The 23602-nt window shown below is 40.5% G+C and carries 31 protein-coding genes; 17 read left to right on the top strand and 14 right to left on the bottom strand.

All coding sequences use genetic code 11. The features are described from left to right. Window positions 1-18: 18 nt before the first annotated feature. The 5 genes from ACWIUE_RS01370 to ACWIUE_RS01350 are packed head-to-tail and all read left to right on the top strand — an operon-like array spanning window position 19 to window position 3923. Window positions 19-225: a glycosyltransferase family 2 protein gene (locus ACWIUE_RS01370; protein ID WP_454134176.1), complete on the top strand. Its 207-nt coding sequence runs from the start codon at window positions 19-21 to the stop codon at window positions 223-225. Then, window positions 203-1438 (top strand): glycosyltransferase, encoded by a 1236-nt coding sequence (locus ACWIUE_RS01365; protein WP_454134174.1) that lies wholly within the window; start codon window positions 203-205, stop codon window positions 1436-1438. Before ACWIUE_RS01370 ends, ACWIUE_RS01365 begins: the two co-directional genes overlap by 23 nt. Then, window positions 1422-1913, top strand: a complete 492-nt coding sequence (locus tag ACWIUE_RS01360; RefSeq protein WP_454134172.1) for a GtrA family protein — start codon at window positions 1422-1424, stop codon at window positions 1911-1913. The genes ACWIUE_RS01365 and ACWIUE_RS01360 overlap by 17 nt, the downstream gene beginning before the upstream one ends. Beyond that, on the top strand, window positions 1906-2517 hold the full coding sequence (locus ACWIUE_RS01355) for a hypothetical protein (protein WP_454134170.1): 612 nt from the start codon (window positions 1906-1908) through the stop codon (window positions 2515-2517). Before ACWIUE_RS01360 ends, ACWIUE_RS01355 begins: the two co-directional genes overlap by 8 nt. After that, window positions 2433-3923, top strand: coding sequence for a hypothetical protein (locus ACWIUE_RS01350; RefSeq protein ID WP_454134169.1), 1491 nt, complete (start codon window positions 2433-2435; stop codon window positions 3921-3923). The genes ACWIUE_RS01355 and ACWIUE_RS01350 overlap by 85 nt, the downstream gene beginning before the upstream one ends. A 60-nt stretch (window positions 3924-3983) precedes the next feature. Here ACWIUE_RS01350 and ACWIUE_RS01345 read toward each other — a convergent pair whose 3' ends face one another. Continuing rightward, a complete protein-coding gene (locus ACWIUE_RS01345; RefSeq protein WP_454134168.1) occupies window positions 3984-5636 on the bottom strand; it encodes an N-6 DNA methylase in 1653 nt (550 codons plus the stop codon). Between the two features lie 154 nt (window positions 5637-5790). Here ACWIUE_RS01345 and ACWIUE_RS01340 point away from each other — a divergent pair, with 154 nt between their 5' ends. Both ACWIUE_RS01340 and mnmA read left to right on the top strand, forming a co-directional pair. Continuing rightward, entirely contained in the window at window positions 5791-6702 is a 912-nt protein-coding gene (locus ACWIUE_RS01340; RefSeq protein ID WP_454134166.1) for a methylenetetrahydrofolate reductase, read from the top strand. Window positions 6703-7042: 340 nt separating this feature from the next. Next, window positions 7043-8077, top strand: a complete 1035-nt coding sequence (gene mnmA, locus ACWIUE_RS01335) for a tRNA 2-thiouridine(34) synthase MnmA (RefSeq protein ID WP_454134164.1) — start codon at window positions 7043-7045, stop codon at window positions 8075-8077. A gap of 102 nt (window positions 8078-8179) precedes the next feature. On the opposite strand, the gene obgE is transcribed toward mnmA, so the two are convergent. The 3 genes from obgE to rplU all read right to left on the bottom strand — a co-directional run bounded on the left by obgE (window position 8180) and on the right by rplU (window position 9966). Next, window positions 8180-9220, bottom strand: a complete 1041-nt coding sequence (obgE, locus tag ACWIUE_RS01330; protein WP_454134163.1) for a GTPase ObgE — start codon at window positions 9218-9220, stop codon at window positions 8180-8182. 147 nt (window positions 9221-9367) lie between these two features. Beyond that, window positions 9368-9631 carry a 50S ribosomal protein L27 gene (gene rpmA / locus ACWIUE_RS01325; RefSeq protein ID WP_454134161.1) on the bottom strand — a complete coding sequence of 88 codons (264 nt, stop codon included), beginning with the start codon at window positions 9629-9631 and terminating at the stop codon, window positions 9368-9370. A 23-nt stretch (window positions 9632-9654) separates the two neighbouring features. Next, window positions 9655-9966 carry a 50S ribosomal protein L21 gene (gene rplU, locus ACWIUE_RS01320; protein WP_454134159.1) on the bottom strand — a complete coding sequence of 104 codons (312 nt, stop codon included), beginning with the start codon at window positions 9964-9966 and terminating at the stop codon, window positions 9655-9657. A 137-nt stretch (window positions 9967-10103) separates the two neighbouring features. Here rplU and ACWIUE_RS01315 point away from each other — a divergent pair, with 137 nt between their 5' ends. Both ACWIUE_RS01315 and ACWIUE_RS01310 read left to right on the top strand, forming a co-directional pair. Then, complete coding sequence (locus ACWIUE_RS01315) at window positions 10104-11078, top strand: L,D-transpeptidase Cds6 family protein (protein WP_454134157.1); 975 nt, start codon at window positions 10104-10106, stop codon at window positions 11076-11078. A gap of 97 nt (window positions 11079-11175) precedes the next feature. Further along, the gene (locus tag ACWIUE_RS01310; RefSeq protein WP_454134155.1) at window positions 11176-11553 is read left to right on the top strand and encodes a hypothetical protein; all 378 of its coding nucleotides are present in this window, start codon (window positions 11176-11178) and stop codon (window positions 11551-11553) included. Here the strand turns inward: ACWIUE_RS01310 and ACWIUE_RS01305 are convergent. Next, a complete protein-coding gene (locus ACWIUE_RS01305; protein ID WP_454134153.1) occupies window positions 11462-12196 on the bottom strand; it encodes an outer membrane beta-barrel protein in 735 nt (244 codons plus the stop codon). The two genes, ACWIUE_RS01310 and ACWIUE_RS01305, sit on opposite strands and share 92 nt — an antisense overlap. Before the next feature lie 345 nt (window positions 12197-12541). Between ACWIUE_RS01305 and ACWIUE_RS01300 the strand changes: the two genes are divergently transcribed. The 8 genes from ACWIUE_RS01300 (at window position 12542) to ACWIUE_RS01265 (ending at window position 17678) form a co-directional block, all read left to right on the top strand. Continuing rightward, window positions 12542-13888, top strand: a complete 1347-nt coding sequence (locus ACWIUE_RS01300; RefSeq protein ID WP_454134152.1) for a S41 family peptidase — start codon at window positions 12542-12544, stop codon at window positions 13886-13888. Between the two features lie 16 nt (window positions 13889-13904). Further along, window positions 13905-14618: a phosphoribosylaminoimidazolesuccinocarboxamide synthase gene (gene purC / locus ACWIUE_RS01295; protein WP_454134150.1), complete on the top strand. Its 714-nt coding sequence runs from the start codon at window positions 13905-13907 to the stop codon at window positions 14616-14618. A gap of 27 nt (window positions 14619-14645) precedes the next feature. Further along, window positions 14646-14888, top strand: a complete 243-nt coding sequence (purS, locus tag ACWIUE_RS01290; RefSeq protein ID WP_454134148.1) for a phosphoribosylformylglycinamidine synthase subunit PurS — start codon at window positions 14646-14648, stop codon at window positions 14886-14888. After that, window positions 14885-15610, top strand: a complete 726-nt coding sequence (gene purQ, locus ACWIUE_RS01285) for a phosphoribosylformylglycinamidine synthase subunit PurQ (protein WP_454134146.1) — start codon at window positions 14885-14887, stop codon at window positions 15608-15610. Before purS ends, purQ begins: the two co-directional genes overlap by 4 nt. A 2-nt stretch (window positions 15611-15612) precedes the next feature. After that, window positions 15613-15819, top strand: coding sequence for a hypothetical protein (locus tag ACWIUE_RS01280; RefSeq protein WP_454134144.1), 207 nt, complete (start codon window positions 15613-15615; stop codon window positions 15817-15819). A gap of 184 nt (window positions 15820-16003) precedes the next feature. After that, the gene (locus ACWIUE_RS01275; RefSeq protein WP_454134526.1) at window positions 16004-16834 is read left to right on the top strand and encodes an SH3 domain-containing protein; all 831 of its coding nucleotides are present in this window, start codon (window positions 16004-16006) and stop codon (window positions 16832-16834) included. Then, on the top strand, window positions 16831-17532 hold the full coding sequence (locus ACWIUE_RS01270) for a 1-acylglycerol-3-phosphate O-acyltransferase (protein WP_454134143.1): 702 nt from the start codon (window positions 16831-16833) through the stop codon (window positions 17530-17532). The genes ACWIUE_RS01275 and ACWIUE_RS01270 overlap by 4 nt, the downstream gene beginning before the upstream one ends. Window positions 17533-17546: 14 nt before the next feature. Next, complete coding sequence (locus ACWIUE_RS01265) at window positions 17547-17678, top strand: hypothetical protein (protein WP_454134141.1); 132 nt, start codon at window positions 17547-17549, stop codon at window positions 17676-17678. Between the two features lie 51 nt (window positions 17679-17729). Here the strand turns inward: ACWIUE_RS01265 and ACWIUE_RS01260 are convergent, their stop codons facing one another. The 9 genes from ACWIUE_RS01260 to atpC all read right to left on the bottom strand — a co-directional run bounded on the left by ACWIUE_RS01260 (window position 17730) and on the right by atpC (window position 23602). Further along, the gene (locus ACWIUE_RS01260) at window positions 17730-18002 is read right to left on the bottom strand and encodes a DUF2018 family protein (RefSeq protein WP_454134139.1); all 273 of its coding nucleotides are present in this window, start codon (window positions 18000-18002) and stop codon (window positions 17730-17732) included. 13 nt (window positions 18003-18015) lie between these two features. After that, window positions 18016-19341, bottom strand: coding sequence for a histidinol dehydrogenase (gene hisD, locus ACWIUE_RS01255; RefSeq protein ID WP_454134137.1), 1326 nt, complete (start codon window positions 19339-19341; stop codon window positions 18016-18018). 133 nt (window positions 19342-19474) lie between these two features. After that, window positions 19475-19828, bottom strand: coding sequence for a hypothetical protein (locus ACWIUE_RS01250; protein ID WP_454134135.1), 354 nt, complete (start codon window positions 19826-19828; stop codon window positions 19475-19477). Between the two features lie 43 nt (window positions 19829-19871). Continuing rightward, window positions 19872-20093 (bottom strand): hypothetical protein, encoded by a 222-nt coding sequence (locus ACWIUE_RS01245; protein WP_454134133.1) that lies wholly within the window; start codon window positions 20091-20093, stop codon window positions 19872-19874. A gap of 31 nt (window positions 20094-20124) precedes the next feature. Further along, window positions 20125-21390: a Tol-Pal system protein TolB gene (gene tolB / locus ACWIUE_RS01240; protein WP_454134132.1), complete on the bottom strand. Its 1266-nt coding sequence runs from the start codon at window positions 21388-21390 to the stop codon at window positions 20125-20127. Beyond that, window positions 21387-22190: a TonB C-terminal domain-containing protein gene (locus ACWIUE_RS01235; protein ID WP_454134130.1), complete on the bottom strand. Its 804-nt coding sequence runs from the start codon at window positions 22188-22190 to the stop codon at window positions 21387-21389. Before ACWIUE_RS01235 ends, tolB begins: the two co-directional genes overlap by 4 nt. Next, window positions 22183-22584, bottom strand: coding sequence for a biopolymer transporter ExbD (locus ACWIUE_RS01230; RefSeq protein WP_454134524.1), 402 nt, complete (start codon window positions 22582-22584; stop codon window positions 22183-22185). Before ACWIUE_RS01230 ends, ACWIUE_RS01235 begins: the two co-directional genes overlap by 8 nt. Before the next feature lie 10 nt (window positions 22585-22594). Then, the gene (locus tag ACWIUE_RS01225) at window positions 22595-23197 is read right to left on the bottom strand and encodes a MotA/TolQ/ExbB proton channel family protein (protein WP_454134128.1); all 603 of its coding nucleotides are present in this window, start codon (window positions 23195-23197) and stop codon (window positions 22595-22597) included. Window positions 23198-23218: 21 nt separating this feature from the next. Beyond that, window positions 23219-23602 (bottom strand): ATP synthase F1 subunit epsilon, encoded by a 384-nt coding sequence (gene atpC, locus ACWIUE_RS01220; RefSeq protein WP_454134126.1) that lies wholly within the window; start codon window positions 23600-23602, stop codon window positions 23219-23221.

Raw genomic sequence — 23602 nt, 5'->3', positions numbered from 1 at the left:
CAATTTTTGGAGAGAAAGATGAAAAATATCGCTGTGATTATCCCCTGTTACAACGAAGAGAAAAGCATTGTTGCAGTCATCGATGAAATATTTGCGACTTTGCCGAATGCTAAAATTTATGTCTTTGATAATAATTCTACGGACAAAAGCGCGGATTTGGTTAGAACAAAAATAGCGCAAATCGCGCAAACACAAACAGATTATGGGGGGGGGGGAATCGCCTAAATGCAATAATGCCGAATCTGCGAATCAAACAAAAATCGCAGAATCTAAATTAAATTCTACCCACCCCCTAGCCCCCTCCGCAAGGGAGGGGGAACAATTCGATTCAGCCTTTGCACGAAATAGAGATTCTGCGAATTGCCACGAATCGCTACGCGATGCAGGGTTTGCAAGCAAATCTCGTAATGACAATTATGACTTGCGCGGAAGTATTGTGAGTGAGAAATCGGGGTTGTGCAGCCACGAGCAAGGAAATAAGACTGATAGTCAATGGTTGCTTCGCTTCGCTCGCAAATCCTACGGATTGACGAAGCGAGTGGCAAATCTCCCCGATTTATCACCACAAGACAATCGCGCCAAACTTTACCTTCGCTCCACTCCCACGCAAGGCAAAGGCGCGGTTATCGCCGATGCGTTTGCACTCATAGAAGCTGATATTTATATAATGATTGATGCGGATTTGGAGTGCGATACGAGCATTTTGCCCCGCGCATTGCAAATCTTTAAAGAACAAAATTTAGATATGCTAAATATTGCCCGAAGCGCAGATAGCGCGAATCTCTACCGCAAGGGGCATAGCTTTGGCAACGCACTTTTTACCAAAATCGCGCAAATGCTCTTTGGCGTTAGCTTAAAGGACTTATTAAGTGGCTATCGCATTTTTTCACGCGCCTTTGTCAAAACATTCCCCGCCACAAGCAAAGGCTTTGAGATTGAGACAGAGCTCAGCGTCTTTGCACTTCAAAGCGGTTTGCGTATCGGTGAAATCACAGCACCTTATCGCTCACGGGTTGCAGGTAGCTTCTCAAAACTCCGCACATTTAGGGACGGATTTAAGATTTTATCGATGATAATGCAACTATTTTTTACCGAACGCCCATTATTTGTCTTTGGAATCGCGTCATTTGCGTGTTTTATAGTCGCATTTGCGCTTGGTGTGCCTTTGGTGGTAGAGTTTATGCAGACTTCAAAAGTGCCACGCTTCCCTACGGCGTTTGTCTGTGTGGGATTTGGCGTAGTGGGCGTGGTGCTTGGAATCGCGGGACTTTTGGCACATTTGGTTGTGCGCGGGATTAGGGAAAATAGGCGATTTTTTTATTTGGCAAATAAGGGCACAGATTCGTCATTGCGATGGCGACAGCCCGAAGCAATCCACGAATCAAACATAGATTGCCACGAATCGCTATGCGATTCTCGCAATGACAAGCGAAACTAAAATGCACTCCACAAAGCGACAATTCGCACTGTATTTGATTTTGGGCGGAATCCTTACGCTTTGCGAGTGGGCGGGATTTTACGTGCTTACTTTTATCGCACAGATTCACTATCTAATTTCAAGTGTCATAATGTTTGTGGCAATCTCTGCGCTTGGGCTCTTTGTGTATAAAAGGGCGATTTTTGGGTGTTCGCATTTGAGTTTGGGGCGTGAAATAAGTGCGATTTATGCAATCAATATCTTTGGAATCGCACTAAATAGCGTGATTTTGTGGCTTTGTGTGGAGTTTTTTGGCGCAAATGCAATGCTTGGCAAAATCATCGCTTCGTTTTTGGTGGCATTTTATAGCTTTTTTGCAAGAAAGCGATTCGTATATCGTAGTCAAAATCCCAAAAACCCCCTCCCTTGCGGAGGGGGTTTGGGGGTGGGCAATAATTCACATCAAATCTCAAAAAAAGGACGAAAAAATGAGTAATTTTAGGACAAAAATGGCGAATCTAAAATCACTTTTCGCACTTCCAAAGTGGCTAAAAGTCTTTTTAATCGTTTTAAGTGCGATTTTTGCGGTGGGAATAATAGGCGCGTGTGCGCTAAATATCGCCACAAGTGGCAAGATTTACAGCGCGAAAATGTCCTTGCACGAGCAAAAAACTGCGCTAGAGCGCAACGAAATTAAGGGCGAGTTTAGCTACACAGCGCGGATACAATTTCAAAGCCTTGCGGCTTTGCTTCGTTCTCAATCTATCTCAAAGGTAAATGCTCTAAATTTTGCGTGGAATGATAAGATAGATTCGAGCACATTTAAAGATTTTAGCTATGGTGGGCGCAATGTATTTTTTAACTCCACGCAGGATTTGGGAGCTTTGGGACTTGAATCGCTTGGCGTTGTAGAATACAAAGTGGATTTTTATCCGCTAATGCGAAGTTTGGTAAGGTATTTTGTCAATATTTTAGTTTTTGTAATGGTATTTTTTGCGCTGTGGCGTGTGTGTGTGTGGATTTATTGCGCTCTTTGCCACCAAAACGCCTTGAATCTATGCAAAAAATCGCACTCACACGCAAAGACTACGCCTTTTTAGGATTTGCATTTGCGCTATGTGCTGGGATTTGCGCTTTTAGCTTTTGGCTAGGATTTCCGGGATTTATAATGGATTCTGATACTTTTCGTGTGCTAAATTTTGATACGAGCAATTATGGACCCATTACAAACTCCCTATTTATTGGGCTTCTATCGCTAATTTTTGGCACACACACATTTTATTTCTTTTTGCTAAATAATCTAATGCTTTATTTGGGGATTTGGTTTTTGATTGCTGGATTTTATCTGCGATATAAAAGCATTTTTAGCCTTGCTCCGCTACTTATCGCATTTGTCGGTAATATTTATTTGGGTAATTTTATTTCGATGAATTATATTTTGATGGCAAATTTTATCTTTTGTGCGTATAGCATTATTTTATTTTTGATTTTGGCAGGGGAATTTGTAGGCAAAAAGATTTGCACTCTGCTTTGGATTTTAATATTTGTGCTTTTATTTTTAGGACTTTTATGGCGACATAATGCCATTTTTAGCGCGTTCCCTGCATTTTTTATCATTATTTATTTATGGCTAAAAAATCGTGGTTTAGATTCTGCGATATTTTGCAAATTCAGCGCAAAACTCATCATTTTAAGCGCGATTTTGTGTTTGGCGATTGTAAGTGGTTTTCCAAAAGCTTTTTCCAAAGGTTCAAATCCGCAAAATCATTTGCTTTTATTGCAAATCGCTGGAGCTTGTGTGCCTAGCGATGATAAATCTTGCTTTAAAGATTTGTGGTATGAAAAGGGTGCAAATTTTGATGATGTCAAAAAAGCCTATCGTAGCAATCCACTAAATGGCGATTTGTATAGTGGATTTGGTGGGAAAATGTTTGGCTATGGCACGCTAAATGGACTGACATTTTCGTGGATAAAAGCCATTTTAAAGCACCCTATAAATTATACAATGCACGAAGCACGATTTTTCAAAGCAATGTGGTGGCAAAATCCACGCGATGATGATATAAATGGCTTTGTTCGCTCTGTTGTAAAATCGCCACAAACAATTCAACAACAGCCAGATAAATGGCGCACAGAGTCGCTTAAAAACTATCCCAAAAATGAATGGAGCATTACTTTTAGCCCCGTGAGAGAGAAAATCTATTCGTTTCTTTATGAAAATCTGCCCGTGCTAAATCACGCTATTTTCGTGGCTTTGGGGTTTGTGTTGTTTGTAACAAGTGGATTTTTGATTGTGCGGTGGCGCAAATGTGAGTGCGATAAATCTTTGCTAATCTTTACCTTTGCAAGTGCGCTTACCGCATTTGCAAGTGCGACAATCATCGCTGGTATGGCAATCGTTACACATTCGCGTTATATGAGTCCTGTGGCGATTTTTAGCATAATTGCGCTTGTAGGTTTCGTGGCGGTTATAGCAGATTCTGCGAAATGTAATAAAAACTCATAGATTCTGCAATGCGCACAAAAAAATCATAGATTCTGCGTTTTTATGCAAAAATCGCAGAATCTAGCGCAAATTCTCAATTTTTTTATGCAGTTTTATAATCTCGCTTCCTATTTTGTTTATTTCCATAAACTTCTCTTTTGCGCCACGCGCAAAGTCCTGCGGGATTTCGATATCATAAAGTTCATTTATATTGATACTTTTTCGCTCACTTTTTACGCACAAATCGCGCAAGAGATTCTGCGCCCTTTTGCTAAACAAAAAGCAAAATAATCCATACGCTTCATCCTCGCTTTTTGCGCGAAGCACGATAATGCCGGCGTTTGCCACCATTGGATTTTTGCTTTTATTTACAATCGTAATCTTTGGATGCACCCCGCGCAAGGACAAAAGCACATCAAATGCGCGTAATTTATTTTTCTCAATCTTATCTTTATCGCCGATATGCGCCTCAATCGCCTCGCAGTCGATGAATCCATATTCATTAAAATTCACAATGCCGATGTTCGTGTAACTTTGCGCGTTTGACTCTTTTGTGCTGTAAATCCGCACCCCACGAAAAATCTTTACCCCGATGCTTTTTATGCTGTGCTTTGGCGTTTTCTTTTGTTGCAAAAGATAGTTTTGCACGCGCAAATCATCAATGTCAATTTGCGAATACGGCGTGAATTTAGAATACTGCGAATTTTGCCTATTTCGCAGAATCTCTAAAATTTGCTGTGTGTTTGTTAAGTGATTGTATTTCCCCTCTTTTTTGTGGAAATTTGACGCATCAATATGCAAAATGCCATCATTATTTTTTGAAATCACCATCAGCGAAAATTCCGCGCTATCGTGAGGGAAAATATTATTTGGCAGTTCGATAATCGCCTCAATTAGGCACTTTTGGCAAAGGATTTCCTTAAACTTTTCCTCCACCGAAGTTTTTTTGAGTATTTGATTTCGCAAAATAAAAACGCCCTTGTCCCTCAAATACGAAATGCCATTTATTATAAAACTAAGTTCAGGCACACTTTTTGTGATAAGTCCCCACTGCGCGAATCGCTCATTATGCTTCAAATCCAAAATGCCTATATAAATATCGCGTGGCGGGTGGCAGATAATCTTGCTAAACTTGCGATTTGGCGGGAAAATCTGCTTTTTTAAAATATTATTGACAAATAAATTACTCGCATCAATTTTTATCGCCTTTAAAATCAGTCGCGCCACGCGGTCTAGTTGCATATCTAATTCCTCGCCATAAATGCTAAAATGCCGTGCTTTGTGCGTGAGTGCGAGAAACAGCGAACCAATCCCATAGCAGGGATTATAAATCTCATCATTTTCGCTCAAATCCAAAATATCTGCGATTAGATGATTGATTTCTAATGGCGTGGAAAATGCGTAGAGTTTATTTATCGTTTGCTTTTGTGAGATGGTGTTGATAAAACTCTCAATATCGCTATTTGTGGGATTTATCTCATCTACCATTCGCAGAATCTTAATGAAATTTACATTATTATTTGGCGCGACATAGAGATTTCCAAGCAGATTCTGCAAGGCGATATTTATATCAAATCCGATTTCTTTGCGCTTTTTGGCGCGATTTAGCAAAATGCGAATGTCATCTGGCGCGTGGATTTTGAGATTTATAAACCCAAGCGCAATGCAAAGCACATCCAAAATGTCGCTGTGATAGCGTTTGAGATAGTTAAACATAAGTAGCATTTGTTGCATTTGCGTCCTTTGAAAAGTGAAATTAACTTGATATTATATAATTTTTATTATAGAATTGCGAATTAAAATTTATCAAATACGATTTGTGTTTGTAATTTATCGTAAATTTATGGCGGTTGATGTTAGAAATATAAGACGCCAAAAAGGATTTGATTTGAAGGAAAAAGTGGATTTAGTGATGGAAAAAATGCTTGGAGATTCTGCGTTTTTAAGCTATGAAATCGTCCCGCAAAAGGCATTTAGTGTCGAATCAATTTTGAAAAGCATAAAACAAAGCGCGGTTTTTGGGGAAATCGATGCCTTTGTATGCACGGATTCGCCACTCTCACGGCTAAAACATAGCGCGATTTTAGCAAGCATAAAAGTCCAAAATTTTTTAAACAAACCCGCCATTTGCACGATAAGCGCGAGAGATAAAAATTCCATTGCGATTCAAGGCGAGATTTTGGGATTAAATGAATTTGAAGTGCGAATCTTTCTTGTGCTTCGTGGCGACCCGATAAAATTAGGCGACAATCCACAAGCAAAGGCGGTTTTTGAGGGCAATAGCTTTATGCTACTTGAAATTATCCGCGCACTAAATAACGGCGTGGATTTGGGCGGTGCGAAAATCAAGGATTTTGGGCGCAGAATCTACCCGCTATCTGTGGCAAATGCTTACGCAAATGATATGGAAAATATCGCCAAAAAAATGCGCAAAAAAATCGCGCTTGGCGCACTTGCGCTAATCACGCAACCCATTTTTGACGCCAAAAACGCCAAAGATTTACTTGCGATGATGGCACGAATCAACGCTGATTTAGGCACAAATGCGAAGTTAATCTTTGGATTTTATCCAATAACTAGCCTAAAAACGGCGGAATTTTTATATCACAAATTACCGGGCTGTTTTATGCCACAATCGTGGATTGACGCGCTACGGGACGCAAATGGGGATTTGGAGATTGAGCGCAGAATCGGAGTTGAATTAAGTAAAAATTTATATAAAGAAATCTCCGCTTTGCACCCAAAGATTCACTTTATGTGCGGAAATAAGATAGAAATAGCAGAACAGATTGTAGTATAATGCGAAATTGCATACCCCAGAACAAATTGCCCCGCCAAAGAAGCAATGCTTTACAAATTAGCCAAGCTAGAGAGTTCAAGCAAGACCCGCCACTAGTCGCTTGAATCTAGTGGCTTGGCTTATCTTAATAGCACCTATTGACTAGCACAAAAAATACTAGTATAATTACTACCAAGATTTTTCTGGAAATCTTGCTTTTCATAGCCTCACCTCCTTTTTTGGATTTGAGGCTACACTAGGGAGGTCGCAACTCTCTAGTGCAACCTCGAGCGAAATTATACAATAATCTTAAATCATTTTGCTACAATACGCGGGTTAAATAATATCACAAGGATTTATAATGAAAAAAGTTGCCTTGCTTATGAGCGGTGGCATAGATAGCTCATACAGCGCGTATTTATTGCGCCAAAATTACGAAGTTTATGGCATTTATTTGAAGCTACACAACAACGACAAAAAACACGATTTTTTTATCCAAAAATGCCAAAAAGTCGCGGCGAATCTAAATATCGATTTTCGCGTCATCGACTTGCGAACGGCATTTAAGGTAAAAGTCTATGATTATTTTATAGCTTCGTATAAAAACGCGCAGACGCCAAATCCTTGCGCGATGTGCAATCCAAATATAAAATTTGGGCTTGGATTAGAAAAGGCTTTGGAGTTGGGCTGTGAGTTCATCGCAAGCGGACATTATGCGCAAATCAAGCGCATACAGGGCAAAAACTACATTCAAGAGGCAGTGGATAAAAGCAAAGACCAAAGCTATTTTCTCTTTGGAATCTCGCAGTTTGCCAAAGATAGGCTCATTTTCCCGCTTGGCGACAAACTCAAAGAAAATGTCAAAAAAGAAGCATTTGCCAAAATGTCGTGGTTTGGGGAGTTAGCGGACTATAAAGATTCGCAAGAGATTTGCTTTGTGGAAAAAGACTACATTGACACGCTAAAAAATGAGCTAAATATCGAGCAAAAAGGCGCGATTCGCAACTTGCAAGGCGAACAAATCGGCACACACAAAGGCTATATGCAATACACCATCGGCAAACGCAAGGGACTAGACATTCCGCTGTCCTTAAAGGCGCAGTATGTGGTAAAAATTGACGCGGGGCGCAATGAAATCATCGTAGGCGACAAGGCGGACTTGCTAAAACGCGAAATACGCGCAAAGTCGCTTATGCCGTGTGATTTAGAGGACGGCGAGTATCGCATAAAGATTCGCTATCGTAGCAACGCGGTTCGCGCAAATCTGGCATTTAGTGGCGATAAGATTCGCGCAACGCTATTAGAGCCCGTGTATGGCGTAGCAAACGGGCAGGGACTGGTGATTTATAAAGATGATATTGTGTTGGGAGGTGGGTTTATAGAGTCGTCAATTTAGATTCACGTGTTTGTAGGCACAATTTGTATTTACTGAAAGAAACTGCACTTCGTTTGCTTACGGACACAAAAGTCCGCTATCATTTATATAGTTTCGCTAAAATCACGCCTTTATCGCCTCAAATAGTGCGAAAGTTAGCTCTTTTAGTCCCCTTTTTTGAATGCTTGAAATTTGCAAAATAAATTTTTGTGGGTTTTGCAAAGCATTCAAATGCGCCTCCAAATCCGCTATGTCGCGCAAAAAATTCGCATTGATTTGCTCTGCAATGTCGCTTTTTGAAATGGCAATGCCAAAATTTTTGCTAAAAAGTTCGCTTGAAAACTTCGATAATTCGCCTCGCAAACTTTCAAACTGCGCTACCAAACTATTATTTTGGTGGCTATTTTGACGGCTATTTTGGCGCGTGGAGTCTAGCACAAATAGCAAAAATCGCGTCCGCTCGATATGCTTTAAAAATTGCAATCCAAGCCCCCGCCCGATACTTGCGCCCTCTATTATGCCCGGAATGTCCGCCATCACAAACGATTCTAATTCGCTCACTTCCACAACGCCCAAATTTGGGATTAGCGTGGTAAATTCATAATCCGCAATTTCGGGCTTTGCGTTTGATAGCGTTGAAATTAGCGTGGATTTGCCGACATTTGGGAAGCCCACTAGCCCCACATCGGCGATTAGTTTTAGCTCTAATTTGATATGCAAACTCTGCCCTTTTATCCCGCGTTGCGCGTAGGTGGGCGTTTGATTCGTGGCGTTTTTAAATCTTGCGTTGCCAAGTCCGCCTTTTCCGCCGACTAAAAGCGTGAGTTGCGAATCTGTCCTATCCAAATCTGCGATTAGTTTATCGCCCTCAAAATCAAAAATCTGCGTGCCTAGCGGGACTTTTATGATGAGATTTGCGCCGTTTTTGCCTTTGCAGTTGCGACTGCTCCCTTGTGCGCCGTTTTGGGCTTTATAGTGCTTTTTGCCACGAAATTTTGAAAGCGTATCGGCGTTATTATCGACTTCAAAGATTATATCGCCGCCTTTTCCGCCATCTCCGCCATCAGGTCCGCCTTGAATGACGAATTTTTCGCGCCGAAAGCTAACCGCCCCCGCGCCTCCATTGCCAGAACTCACAAAAATATCAACGCTATCAACAAACATTTTGCATTCTTATATTTAACTCGCAGAATCTAAATCCACAAATCGCAGAATCTAGCGCAATTCACGCACTTAAATCTCATAAGATTCTGCAAATCTCACTAAATTCGCAGAATCTAGCGGACTTTTGCGACACTTTGCAAAATATGATTAGTTTGCCTCGCTTGCGATGACGGAGACTTTTTTGCGATTTTTGTCCTTGCGCGAAAAGCTAACCACGCCATCAACTAGCGCAAAAATCGTGTGGTCTTTGCCAAGTCCGACATTGCTTCCTGCGTGGATTTTCGTGCCTCGTTGCCTAATGATGATATTTCCTGCGCGGACAAACTCCGAGCCAAATTTCTTTACGCCAAGTCTGCGTCCCGCTGAATCGCGGTTGTTTTGGGTGCTACCCTGTCCTTTTTTATGTGCCATACCTTAATCCTTTCTATAAATTTCTACTTGCTAATATCCACGATTCTAGCGCGTGTAAAGTCGCGTCTAAATCCTCGCTTCGTCTTGCTGTCCTTGCGTCTGCGCTTTTTAAAAGTGATGACTTTTTTTCCGCGCCCGTGATTGATAACTTCGATTTTAACTTTAGCACCCGCCACAAATGGCGTCCCAACGGCGATTTTCTCGCCCTCTACTATCGCTAAAACTTCCGTAATTTCAATGCTTGATTTTGGCTCAAGGTCTAATCTATCAAGTAGCAGAATGTCCCCTACTTGCGCCTTGTATTGTTTGCCTCCATTCTTAAATATTGCTTGCATTGGCTTGTCCTTCAATTTTGAAATTAAAAAGCGTGAATTTTATAATAATTTGGTTTATTTTTTTCTTAAAAAGTTTATAATTTATAGTATAATTTCGCATTTTTTTAAAAATTAACACCGATTCGTAAAGGACTGCGATGAAAAAACTTGCATTTTTAGGGCTTATCTTTTGTGTGAATTTAGGCGCAAATGACATTTACAATTTAGTCGATGAATACCGCAAAGGCGGGATTGCAAACATAAAATCCACACTTGAAAAATACTTTTTAGACAAAAATTATTGGAGCAATTATCTTGCAAAAAAAGACACAAGTTTTGGATATTTTGAAAATATGAATTTTATTTTTGTCGCTTCTAAAAAATCGCAGAATCTCGCCCTTTATGAAATTAAAGGCGACAAAATAAACTTGCTAAACAAAACAAATGCGATTTTTGGCTCAAAACAAAGCGATAAATTTAAAGAGGGCGATTTGGCAACGCCGATTGGCGCGTATGATTTGACACATAAACTGACGAATTTAGACCAATATTACGGACCTTTGGCGTTTGCGACTTCATATCCAAATCTCTATGATAGATTGCAAAAAAAGACGGGTGGCGGGATTTGGATTCACGGATTGCCCCTAAATGGCGATAGAGACAAATTTACCAAAGGTTGCATTGCGATTGATAATAAGACGCTTTTGGGCTATGAGAGCGCGATTGATTACAAAAAGGCGATTCTTATCACATATCCAAACGAAGTCAAAGAAACCTCCAAAGACGCCCTAGCGGTGATTTTGCAAGGGCTTTTTGTGTGGCGCGATGCGTGGGTAAAGAATGATTTGGAGGCGTATTTGAGCTTTTATGATGAGAATTTCACGCGCTTTGATGGTATGAAAATCGCGCAGTTTAGGGACTTTAAGAAAAGCGTGTTTGCTAAAAATGAGAGCAAAACAATCGATTTTAGCGACATAAATATTGCGCCATATCCAAACGAATCGGGGCTAGATTTGTATCGTGTGCGCTTTTTGGAGGACTATAAAGCAAAGGGTGGATATAAATTTAACGGCACAAAAGAGCTGTATGTGGTGGTGAGTGCGAATAAAATGAAAATTTTAGTAGAGCGATAGGGCGATAAAAGCGAGTAGATTCTGCGATTTCGCAGAATCTAGCACGAAAAACGCAGAATCTATAATACGCATTTCATAGAATCTAAATCAAAAATCTGTGCGAGATTCTGCGATTCGCACGAAAATCGCAGAATCTTACACAAAAACTTCACAGAATCACACGCAAAAATCACAGAATCTAATGTATGGATTGCCACGATTCTGCTTCGCAGAATCTCGCAATGACGAAATATTTTGGATTCTTCACACAAATCTAGCGCGGAAGTATCGTGAGTGGAGTTCGTGGGTTGTGCCGAAAAATTCGAGCGAAGATAGGACTTGGGAGTCCATCGAGCGAGAATTTTTCAAACTCCCGCGAAATCTGCCACGAGACAATCGCGTTTTTAAAAATCCACGATATAGCGAATCGTTATCCTATACGGATTATTTATCGTATATCCCGGGCGGTCGGCAAAATTCGTGCCACCACCATTAGCCCTAATTACATCAGGGTTTGGCGTAGCTTTGTAGTCAAGCAATGGAAATTTCGCATTTATCTCGATATTATGTCCTATGTAAAAGATAGGCACACGGCATACGCGCTTACCATTGACGAAATCATCACAGACTCTAGCTCCCGTGCGCCGAATCTTTTGAAAAATCACAGCGCGAAGCCCCACAGAAGCATTCACATTAAAAAAATGCTTTGCGTCATCTGCCAAGCCAATGGGCTGTCCAGCCGAATTATATTGCGCTAGATATTTGCTAACGGCATTTTTATCAAAGCTAGTCCCGCCAAAGCCCATTCCGCCTAGCATTCCAATAGCCCAGTGCGTCGTCTCATAAAAGTCGATTAGCAAGTCCGCATTTAGCGTATAATCCACAAAGCCAATTTCTTGCTTGTTAGAAGCAAATGATACGGGTTGATAATGCTGAATCCCTATATTTCCATAGTAGCGAAATCCCACCCAATCATTTAAAAAATGCTTGTAGCCGACTAAAAATTCCCACGCAACGCCCCAATCCTTTGCGCTTGTCGCGGTTATGACTTGATTTTGATTGAAAGCACCATTGCCTATATTTTTGACAAACGCAGAATCTGAATATTTTTGCTCAATCGTGCTAAGTCCAGCACCCACTCCAAAGCCAAAAAGCCAATTTGTAGGCTCTTTGGCAACGAGTGCATTGCCTAAAATGCCCCCCCCAGCGCAAAAATTAGCAATGCTTTGACAATCAAATCAAGTGGAGCAAATAGCCTACCCGTAACGCCCGCCATATTTTCTTACAAACCCCTTAAATAAATGTAGGCGATATATCGTCCAATATTTAATGATTTTTTAACGCCATTTTGACAAAGTGAAAATTTATGCAAAATAAAGCAAAATTTTAATTAAATTTAAACTTTATTTGTGGTAAAATCCCGCCTTTGAATCTAAATTTTGTAATGAGCAATGGCTCTTAAATCACACACATTAGGGACTAAAATGAAATATTACAGATTTTTACTCGCAGGTTTTGGCACTGCTTTTATTGTAAGTGCGATTTTGGTAGGCAATCTCTTTGCCAAAGGCAACTCCAACCAATCGCGCCTTGATGGTTATAGCAAGATTCGCACGGTGATTTCAAATATCGAAAATTACTATGTCGATGATATTTCTATGAATGAGATTGTAAATAAAGCAATCAGCGGACTTTTGAGCAATTTGGATGCGCATTCGGCATATCTCACGCCCAAAGAATACACGGATTTAAAGGTGCAAACAAGCGGACATTTCGATGGAATCGGCATTCAAATCTCTATGAAAGATTCAGCACTTACTATCATTTCGCCAATCGAAGGGACTCCGGGCGACAAAGCGGGACTAAAAGCAGGTGATGTGATTTTAAAAATCAACGACCAAAGCACACTAAATATGACAATCGATGATGCCGTGAATCTAATGCGTGGTAAGAAAAAAACGAGCGTAAAACTCACCATTATCCGCAAAGGCGAATCAAAACCGCTTGTTTTTGACATACAGCGCGATACTATTGAGATAAATTCTACTTATGCAAAAAAGATTGATGGGACGCCCTATCTCTATTTGCGCGTGAATACCTTTGATGAAAAGGTTACCAAAAATGTCGAATCTTTGGTAAAAAACAGCAAATCAAAAGGCATAATTTTAGATTTACGCAACAATCCGGGCGGACTTTTAGAGCAAGCTGTGGGACTTGGCAATCTTTTCATAAAAGAGGGCGTTATCGTCTCCCAAAAAGGCAAAATTAAAAGTAACAATGAAGAATTTAGCGCAAATGGCAAAGCTCCATTTGCCAAAATCCCGCTTGTGGTGCTAGTAAATGGCGGAAGTGCAAGTGCAAGTGAGATTGTCGCAGGAAGTTTGCAAGACCACAAACGCGCAATAATCGTGGGCGAAAATACCTTTGGCAAGGGAAGTGTCCAAATCGTGTTGCCACTTGATAATAGCGACAATGGGGACGCGCTTCGATTAACTACTGCAAGATATTATTTGCCTAGTGGGCGGACGATTCAAGCAGTCGGTATTACGCCAGATATTGTCGTGTATCCGGGAGCTGTGCCAAAAGATGGCGATGATTTTTCAATCAAAGAGGCAGATTTGAAAAAGCACCTCCAAAGTGAGCTAGAAAAGTTGGATAGCGGGGCGCAAACTGCTACGCAACAAAGCGCAAAATCGCCAAAAGACAACAAAAGCAAAACAATCACAAGCGAGGATATTTACAATGACATTCAGCTAAAAAGCGCGATTGACGCGCTAAAAGTGCTAACGGTTGTAGGCATTTCAGGCAAAATCAGCGTGGCAAACAAATAATTTTAAGGGGGCAATTATGAAAAAGTTAGATTTGCTTTATGAAGGTAAGGGCAAAAAGCTATATGCGACAAGCGATGATTTAGCGGTAATTGCGGAGTTTAAAGATGATTTAACAGCGTTTAACGCGCAAAAAAAGGGCAATGAAAAAGGCAAAGGTTCGCTAAACTGCCAAATTAGCACGATTGCATTTAATCTTTTGGAGCAAAATGGCATAAAAACGCATTTTATAAAGTCGCTTGATGAAAATTCTATGCTTTGCAAAAAAGTGCAAATTATCCCGCTTGAAGTAGTTGTGCGCAATGTCGCCACAGGTTCGCTTACCAAACGGCTAGGCATTACGGAGGGCAAAACGCTAGATTTCCCCATCGTTGAGTTTTATTACAAAAATGATGAGCTAAATGACCCGCTTGTAAATGATGAGCATTGCAAGATTATGGGGATTATTGATAGCGACGAGACGGCAGATTTCTTAAAAACTACGGCGCGAAAAATCAATAGCGTTTTGGTGGAGTTTTTTGCAAAGGCGAATCTGCGTTTGATTGACTTTAAAGTCGAATTTGGGCGTGATGAGAGTGGCGCGATTTTGTTAGCTGATGAGATTAGCCCCGATGGTTGCAGACTTTGGGATAAAGATAGCAATAAAAAAATGGATAAAGATATTTTTCGCCAAAGTTTGGGAAATGTCAGCGAGGCGTATAAGGAAGTTTTGGCGCGAATGCAGAGCGTATAAATCGCAGAATCTATATAAGGGCATTTTATGAAAGCAGAGATTGAGATTAGCCTAAAAGAAGGCATTTTAGACCCACAGGCAAAGACGATTTTTAATGCGTTGCATTCGCTAGGATTTGATTGTGTCAAAGATTTAAAAATCACAAAAAAGATGATTGTGGATTTGGACTTACAAGACGCTGATTTGGCGCAGATTCGCGCAGAATCTATGGCAAAAGATTTACTTGCAAATCCTGTGATTGAAAATTACAATATAAAGATTTTGAATTGATAGCGATATTGCGATTTTTAGGCACAAACTGCGAGTTTGATGTGGAATACGCCACGCGTTTTTTAGGCAACGAGTGCGCGATTGTCTGGCATAAAGAAACCGCCCTGCCACACGGGACAAATCTAGTCATAGTGCCGGGGGGATTTAGCTATGGCGATTATCTGCGGTGCGGGGGGATTGCGAAGTTTGCGCCCATAATGAAAGCGGTGAAAAATTTTGCGGACAATGGGGGCTTTGTCTTTGGGATTTGCAATGGTTTTCAAATCCTATGCGAAGCAAAAATGTTGCCCGGTGTGCTTATGCGAAATAAGGACATTGCGTATAAAAGTGTGCTGGGCGAATTTGAGATTTGCGCTAATGACAACGCTTTGCTAAAAAGCTACACTTTGCGTGAAAAAATAAAGCTCCCAATAGCCCACGCAGAGGGGAATTATTATATCGATAGCGCGGGATTAGAGCAATTAAACGCAAACAATCAAATTTTGCTAAAATACACCGCTGATATAAATGGCTCTACTGCGCGAATCGCAGGGATTTGCAATGAAAATAAAAATGTCTTTGGAATGATGCCTCACCCCGAACGCGCCATTGAGCGCGTTTTAGGAAGCGATGATGGCGCAAAAATGCTAAAAGATATTTTTAGCGCAGAATCTAAAATCGCAGAATCTACCGCAGAATCTAATGAATCTAAATTCGCAGAATCTAACATTTTTAGCGTGTGAGTTTGGCAAATGAGCGCAGAATCTACAAAATCAACAAATCCGCAGAATCCGCAGAATTCATCACATTTTTCGCAGAATCTAGCGCAGAATCCGCAGAATCTCGCCAATTTTTCGCAGAATCTATCGCAGAATCCGCAGAATCTCCCCAAAATATTCACGCAGATTCTGCTATTTTTTGCTTTTATTTTGAGTTTTGCGAACGCCGATGAAATCAAATCGCGATTAGTTTATATCACAAGCGAGATTGTCAAACCAAGCGAGTTGCGCTACATAGGCGAGATTGTCGCGGTGAAATACTCCGTGCTTGTGTTAGAGAATGCCGAAGTGCGCTCCATAGGATTTTTAGAGGGCAATGGAGTGGCGATTCAAAATGCGGATTCTGCGTTTGAGACGATGGATGATGGCAGTTTGGAAAAAATCGTGTATTTTAAGATTTTGGATAAAAATTTCGCCTTTCCGCAGTTAGAAGTAATCGTGCAAAACGCAGAATCTAGCGATGTTTCCATCAGCAAAGAAATGCGTGGCACTGCGATAGATTTGCGTCCAAATCATCCAAATTTTAGCGGTGTGGTGGCGGAGAATTTAAAGGTTACGCCAAATGTCCGCGAGTATGACGCAAAAAATAACATTATTTTGCTTGAATTTAGCGCGGAGATGGCGAATTTAGAGGATTTCAAAATCCCGCATTTAAAAAAGCAGGGATTTGAGAGTTTTGAGGGCATTATCACGCGCAGCAACGGACTTTTTTATGTGGTGCTATCAAATCAAATTGCCGCGCTTGATTTTGAATATTTTGACTTAAAATCGCAAAGTTACAAGCAAGAGCATATTAAAAATATCGCCACAAGCACGAGCGTTAGCATAAATCAAGAAATCGCGCCCATAAACAAAGTGCTAATCTTTAAAAATATCGTTATTTTGGGTTTGAGTTTTGTGCTGTTTGTGGCGTTTTTGATTCGCAAAATCCCATTTAAGATTCGCGTCTCTTTGCTTGTGGTGGGCGTTTTGCTGTTGCTTTTTGTGGTGATTAGTGTAAATATCAATGAAAAAAGTTCGATGAAAAATGATAGTTATTTGCGAATCCTCCCTACGACAAATTCTACAATCATCGCCAAAATCCCCGCAAATGCGGAAGTGCAAATCATTAGTCGGCACAATGATTATATAAAAATTTTAACGAAAGATAATAAAACAGGGTGGGTTGAAAAGGCAAGTGTGAAATGAAAGGCGTAATGAGCCGTATTCGCGGGATTTGGGCGGCATTTAGCACACTTGTCATTTTGCCTTTTATAATTTTGAGTTTGTATATTTTTCGCCCCATAAATCGCCCATTTCGCAAGAGTAGCCGTGTATTTTTTTGGCTAAATGGCTTTAAGATGACGCGAATCGGCGACTTTGATAGAAGTGCGCAAATTTTGGTGCTAAATCATCAAGGCATTATGGATATAGCCTATTTGGAGGCTTACTATCCGTGGGATATTTGCTGGGTGGCAAAAAAAGAGCTGGGCGAAGTCCCGCTTTATGGACACGCGCTCAAAGCCCCAAAAATGATTTTAATCGATAGAGAGGACAAAAAATCGCTTATTTACCTAATCAAAGAGGCGAAAAACAAGCTAAATGAGGGGCGAATCCTAGCTATTTTCCCCGAAGGCACACGAAGCAAAGGCGGACGCGACTTTTTGCCTTTCAAAAACGGCGCAAAAATGCTAATTGAAAAATACAAATTAAAAGTCCAGCCCATAGTGCTAGTAAATACAAGAAATTTATTTGACGCTTCGAGCTTAGAGGTGCGCTCACGGAATGCAAGAGCGATTTGTTTGGAGGCTTATACGCCCGATTTTAGCAATCCACAATGGTATGATGACTTGCGCAATAAAATGCAAGAAATTTATCACAAACATTATGATGAGATGAATGCGTAGATTCTGCGGATTCTTTGTCAGATTCTGCGATTTTCGGGCGAGATTCTGCGATTTTTAGGCAAGATTCTGCGAAATTCGTAGAATCTACGATTTTTTTTAACTTACCGCGCAAGATTCTGCGTATCTGTAAATCTTTAAGATTTTAGCGCATTTAGAGTAACGCAAAGTTACTACAAATCTTATAAAAGCCAAAATCTTTAATCCCCTTGCGATAAAACCTCGTGCATTAGGCGCAATGCTAAGTCTTGTTTGCGCGAATCTATCGCAGAATCGCGGGTTTGATTAAGCTCCCGCACTTTTTCGCCCAAATTTTCATTTTCAATCACGCGCTCCATTATCGCATATTCTGCAAAAATCGCCTCTAATGCAGTTTGCAACGCACTTGGAGATAGCTGTGGCAAAATCTTTATCAAATGCTCCAATGGCGAACTCTCAAAAATTTCATCAAAAATATCATTGTTTTTTTGCATTTTATCCCCTAAATCAGCGTGATTCACGCGAATCTTTGCCTAAATCTTTTAGTCGAATCTCTACGGATTTTTGGTGTGCTTCTAATCCTTCACTTTGCGCTAAAATCGCGCATTTATCACCAATCTCACGCATCGCATTTGGCGAAAAACTAATAATGGAGCTTTTTTTGATGAAATGCTCCACACTCAAAGGCGAGAAAAACCGCGCACTACCGCCTGTAGGGAGCGTGTGATTTGGTCCAGCGATATAATCGCCAATCGCCTCAGGCGTGTATGCGCCCAAAAAAATTGCCCCCGCGTTTTTGATAAATGGCAACAAATTGTGCGGATTTTGCGTGGCGATTTCCAAATGCTCAGGCGCGATTTCATTCATCAGCGCGATAGATTCGGCAGTAGATTTAGTGATGATGATTGCGGCGCGATTGTCGATAGATTTTTGTGTGATTTCGCGCCGTTTTAGCGTGGATAGGACGCGCTTTATTTCTGCACTAACGGCGTTTGCGAGATTTTTATCATCAGTTATTAAAATCGCACTTGCCATTTCATCGTGCTCAGCTTGAGATAGCAAATCCATCGCCAAATACGCAGGATTCGCGCCCGAATCTGCGATAATCCCTATCTCACTAGGTCCAGCAATCATATCAATATGGACATCGCCAAATACGAGCTTTTTGGCACACGCTACGAAAATATTGCCCGGTCCCGTGATAGTATCAGCCTTTGCAATGCCGCCTTTTGCGCACCCATAAGCCATAAGCCCTATTGCACTTGCGCCGCCGACTTTGTATGCCTCTTTTATCCCGCAGATGTGCATCGCGGCTAAAAGCATTTGATTTGATTCGCCCTGTGGTGTGGGGGAGCAAACGGCGATTTCGCCCACACCTGCGACAAGCGCAGGGATTGCATTCATCAAAAGTGAGCTAGGATAGGCGGCTTTGCCTCCGGGGATATAAAGCCCTGCACGGGCGATTGGTGTGATTTTTACGCCTAACATTGTGCCATCGCTTTCATAATCCAACCACGAATTTTGCTTTTGCTTTGTGTGAAAATCATAGATTCGGCGGTATGCAAGATTTAGCGCGTCTTTTAAGTCGGCTGATAAGCCATTGTAGGCATTTTCCATATCTTTTGGATTAAATTTTATGTCCTCCAAATTTTTGGGACTCCACTTATCAAACTTCGCAATATGCGCTAAAATCGCTTCTACGCCATTTTTGCGAATGTCATTTAGCAATTCACTCACAATCTTACTCGCATTTTCCAAATCCATATTGCCACGATTTAAAATCGCCTCAAAGTCCGCACGGAACGCCGAATCACTTGTATTTAAAATCTGCATTTTAATCCTTTTTTAAAACAATTTTACAATCATAGCAAAAATTTACACGCTAGATTCTGCAAATCGCAGAATCTGGCACAAAAAAATCAATAAATCGCAGAATCTACAAAAAATTTTACAATAAAAACGCCATTTACGCTCGTGCTACAAGCAGAAAATGCGGATACCAAAGTTTTGGCAAATAAAAATATTCCACGCTAAATCCGTGCGTTTCTAATCGCATTTGCAATTTTTGCGGAAAAATGGAGCGCACCTTTTCGCCATTTATTAGCAAATCGTGCGTTTTATTCATAAAATCCCCAAATTTATGATTTGCATCGATGTCTTTAATAACGATAAACTTCGCTCCCTGCGAGAGAAATACGCTAAAAATCCTATCAAAATCTACGTTATCTAAATGATGAAATACATCACTTGCAAAAATCAAATCAAATTTTTGCGATGTTAGCGAAATATCTCTCTCCAAAATCACATTATCAAACGCCAATTTCGGGGCATAAGTTTCATAAATCGCATCGATTGCAAAAACTCTATTCTGCCCCCCCCCTAATCGCAGAATCTACTTTGTTGCCACCTAATTTTTCTGCAAAATATTCACTCCAAAAGAGCGTCCCTGCGCCAAAATCACACACGGATTTTATTGTGCTAAAATCTATATGTGCCTCTAAAATACCTTTGATTTCATCGCTTGGTAAAATGAATTTTCGCCCAATTTTACGAAATCTATCCAAATATTTATTTGCAAAGCCCATAATTGCTCCATTTTGACTAAAATCGCAGAATCTACCAATCAATCGATTGAATCTTTTCGTTTGCCAAAGGGAAAAGGTAGCTTTTGTTGTAATTTAGGCGGATAATGCCTAGCGAACTCTCATCTTCTGTGCTTTTTACAAACATTATGCTTCCGCCATCACGCGAAAAGCGCGGGATTTGATTTACGCCACTTGCCGTTAATCGCCTAATATAGTCGCTTTTGGTAGAAATCAAATATAGATTAAAGATATTTGGTCCAAACTCATTTGCGCTCTCTCTGCTTGAATACACGATATATTCGTTGTGTGCGCTTGCAGAGCTATTGTTGCGCCCGTGATAGACTAGCTGTGTAATAAGGCGCGATTTTAAATCTAACGAAAAAATATTTGGATAGCCAAGTCTGTCGCTAATAAACATTATGCTTTTTTCGCCATTTATGAAATTTGCGCCCACATCAATGCCGTTGTAATTTGTCAGCTTTGTATTTTGCTTTGTTGTCATATCGTAGAGATAAATATCTGTTTGCCCCTTTGGTGCCATAGTTATCAGCACTTTTTTGCCATCTTTGCTGACATCACTTGCGATTATTAGCCCATCGCTAGATAGCAATCGCTCCATTTTGCCTGTGTAGATATTGTAGCGCACAAGGGTTGGCTTTGGCAGATATTTGGTAAATAAAATCGTAGTTTGCTCCAAATCCACCCATTTTGGGAAAACATTTAGCCCCTCGCGAATTATCGCACTTTGATAAGTTAGCGTATAATCAGCAATCACAATGTAGCTCTCTTTGGATTTCGTATATTTTGAAAAAACCACGAATCGATTCATCCAATCAATGCTGGGTGCTTGAATGTAGCCATTTATATCAATCGCCATTTTATGCGACAAAAACGGAAAGCGCATTTCTTCTTTTACGCTGTATTGCTTTGAAAGCGCGGTTTGGCGGACATTGACATCATAGACTTGAATCGTAGAGATTAGCTCACCGCCACTTGCTTGGCTTTCGAGCTTTACTACCAAATTTACATTTTCTTTTGCGTAAGATTCATAATCTATATCTTTTGCACCCTCATTTCGTTCAATTACACTAAAATGCCCACTCACCTTTAAATCTGCCACTAGCATTTTGTGAATCTTGCTTGAGATTAGCACATCATTTTTGTTTGCGTTTAGATTTTCAACCACGATTGTAGGCAGTTTGTTTGCGTCCTTTACCACTTCGATAGTTGCATCAATCGCAAATAGATTCGCCACAAACGCTACGCATAGCGCGAAAATTACAAGTATTTTTTTCATTCCATCCTTCCTTTATTTGTGAAATTTACTTCCAATTTGTCAATGCGGACATTTTCAAGCACGGGGACTTTTTGTGTCGTTAGATTCTGCAAAGAGTGCGCCAGCTCGCTATCAAATGTCGCATTGCCTGATTTTTTTTTGATAGTATAGCTAAAATTTCCATCTTTGCTAATAGAAATTTGCACAATCGATGAAAGCACTTCATCAAAGGCACTTTTGGCATTCCAGCTTTTGTATAAAATCTCCGTTAATTTCTTGCAATAATCGCCGTGCTTTTCGCAAAATTTGGACGCGGTTGAATCGGTAATCATAATATTTGAGTTTAGATTCTGCAAGGTTTTTTCGATATTTTGCGTGCTTTGCAAAATCTTATTTAATGCGTCATTTGCGGGATTTTCGCCCTTTTTGTTAAGGGCGATTTTATCTCTGTCGCTTTGAATCTCATTTAGATTCTGCGATGGTTTTTTGGTATCAATTTTGCTAAATAAATCACTCGCGCCAAGTCCGCTAATCGCGCTTTTTGAACCGCTCTCTTTTGGTTTGTTTTCATTTTTTGGGGCGATTTGTTCGGTAATTTTGGGGGATTCTGCGGTAGATTCTGCGTTTTTTGTTGGCACTTCGACTAGATTCACGCTGATTGATTGAATCGCACTTTTGGCGTTTATGGAGATATTTATGCGCTCACTACTTAACTTAAAAAATAACGCCATCAAAAGTAGCAAAAGCACATAAAGCGATAGCGAGAAAACCCCGCTAAGCACGAAAATGCCGTCTTTATAATTATTGCCAAATCTATCCATTTGTAATTAAGGACACCTTTAAGAATCCAGCCTCTTTAATGCTTTTTAGCACAAAAATCACATCGCCGTAATTTATGTCTTTGTCCGCACGGATTCGCACCTCCGTGGCTTTGTCATAGCTTTGCCCCAAAAGATTGAAATTATCCACAAAATTTTTGAAATTGTAAGTGGTGTCTTTTATGTAAATATTGCGTTTTTTGTCGATTCGCACTTCGATTTGTGGCTCATTTATGACTTTTTGCGTTTTTGAGCCACGCGCAAGAGTTATATCCTCTTTATAAACAATCGTAGGCGTTGTCACCATCAAAATCGCCAAAAGCACAAGCATAATATCCACTAATGGCGTGATATTTAGCTCGGGCTTATCATCTAAATCATCGTAAATATCCAAAATGCGCCCTGCCCTACTCTACCGATTTGCTCGATTTGCTTAAAGTGATTTTAAAGTCGTCTTTTTTGGGTGGGGCTGAAAGCATTACATTTATTTGCATATCCAAAAATGAGCCGATTTGATAGACTTTTCGGCGCAAAATGATATAAAATGAATACGCCGGGATTGCCGTTAAAATGCCAAATGCCGTAGCGATGAGTGCCTTTGAAATGATGGGTGCGATAATGTCAAAACTCACTTTGCCCTCGCCTCCCAAATGATAAAACGCCTCCAAAATCTCTACCACCGTCCCAAAAAGCCCGATAAATGGCGCGGTTGATGAGATAATGCTAAGCATTGAAAGCCCGATAGTTGCGTAAGATACGGCTTTTAACTTATAGACTTTTAAAATATTTTCGCTGATATTATTCTCATCAAAAATCTTAAAAAACACCGCATTTGGCAGTGGCGTACGAGCGGATAGAAGCAAGTCTAGCGTGTCCTTTTCGATTCGCATAACATCATTTAGCTTAATAATACGCCAAATAAAAATCCAAATATTTATGACAAAATAAAGCGACAGCCACGCCAAAACCGCCCAAGTCACAGGTCCAATATCGCTTAAAAAATTACTCAAAAATAGCCACCTTCGCAGAATCTAGCGTGAATTATTCTCAATCTTTGTAATGGCAATAGAGACTAGTGCCTCTTCTGCGGCGGCGGATTTTAGCAAATTTTTAGCATTGTCAATCGCATCGCTAATCTCACTATCGCTACTACCCTCAATCGCCACCGCGCCATTTGCCAAAACGGCGACTTTGCTATCTGTCACCTCCGCATAGCCCCAATTTATCGCGACTAGCTCTCTTTTATCATCTTTTTTTAAAATATCAATTACGCCTACTTTCAAAAGCGACAAAAAATCGCAATGCCCGGGCAACACGCCAAATTCGCCCTCGCTGCCGGGCAAAAACACGGACTTTACTTCATCGCTAAAAATCTCACCATAGGGCGTAACGATGCTTAATTTAATATGCTCCAT

The sequence above is a fragment of the Helicobacter sp. 23-1045 genome (assembly GCF_053654655.1).
This window is presented reverse-complemented; position numbering and strand designations above follow the sequence as displayed.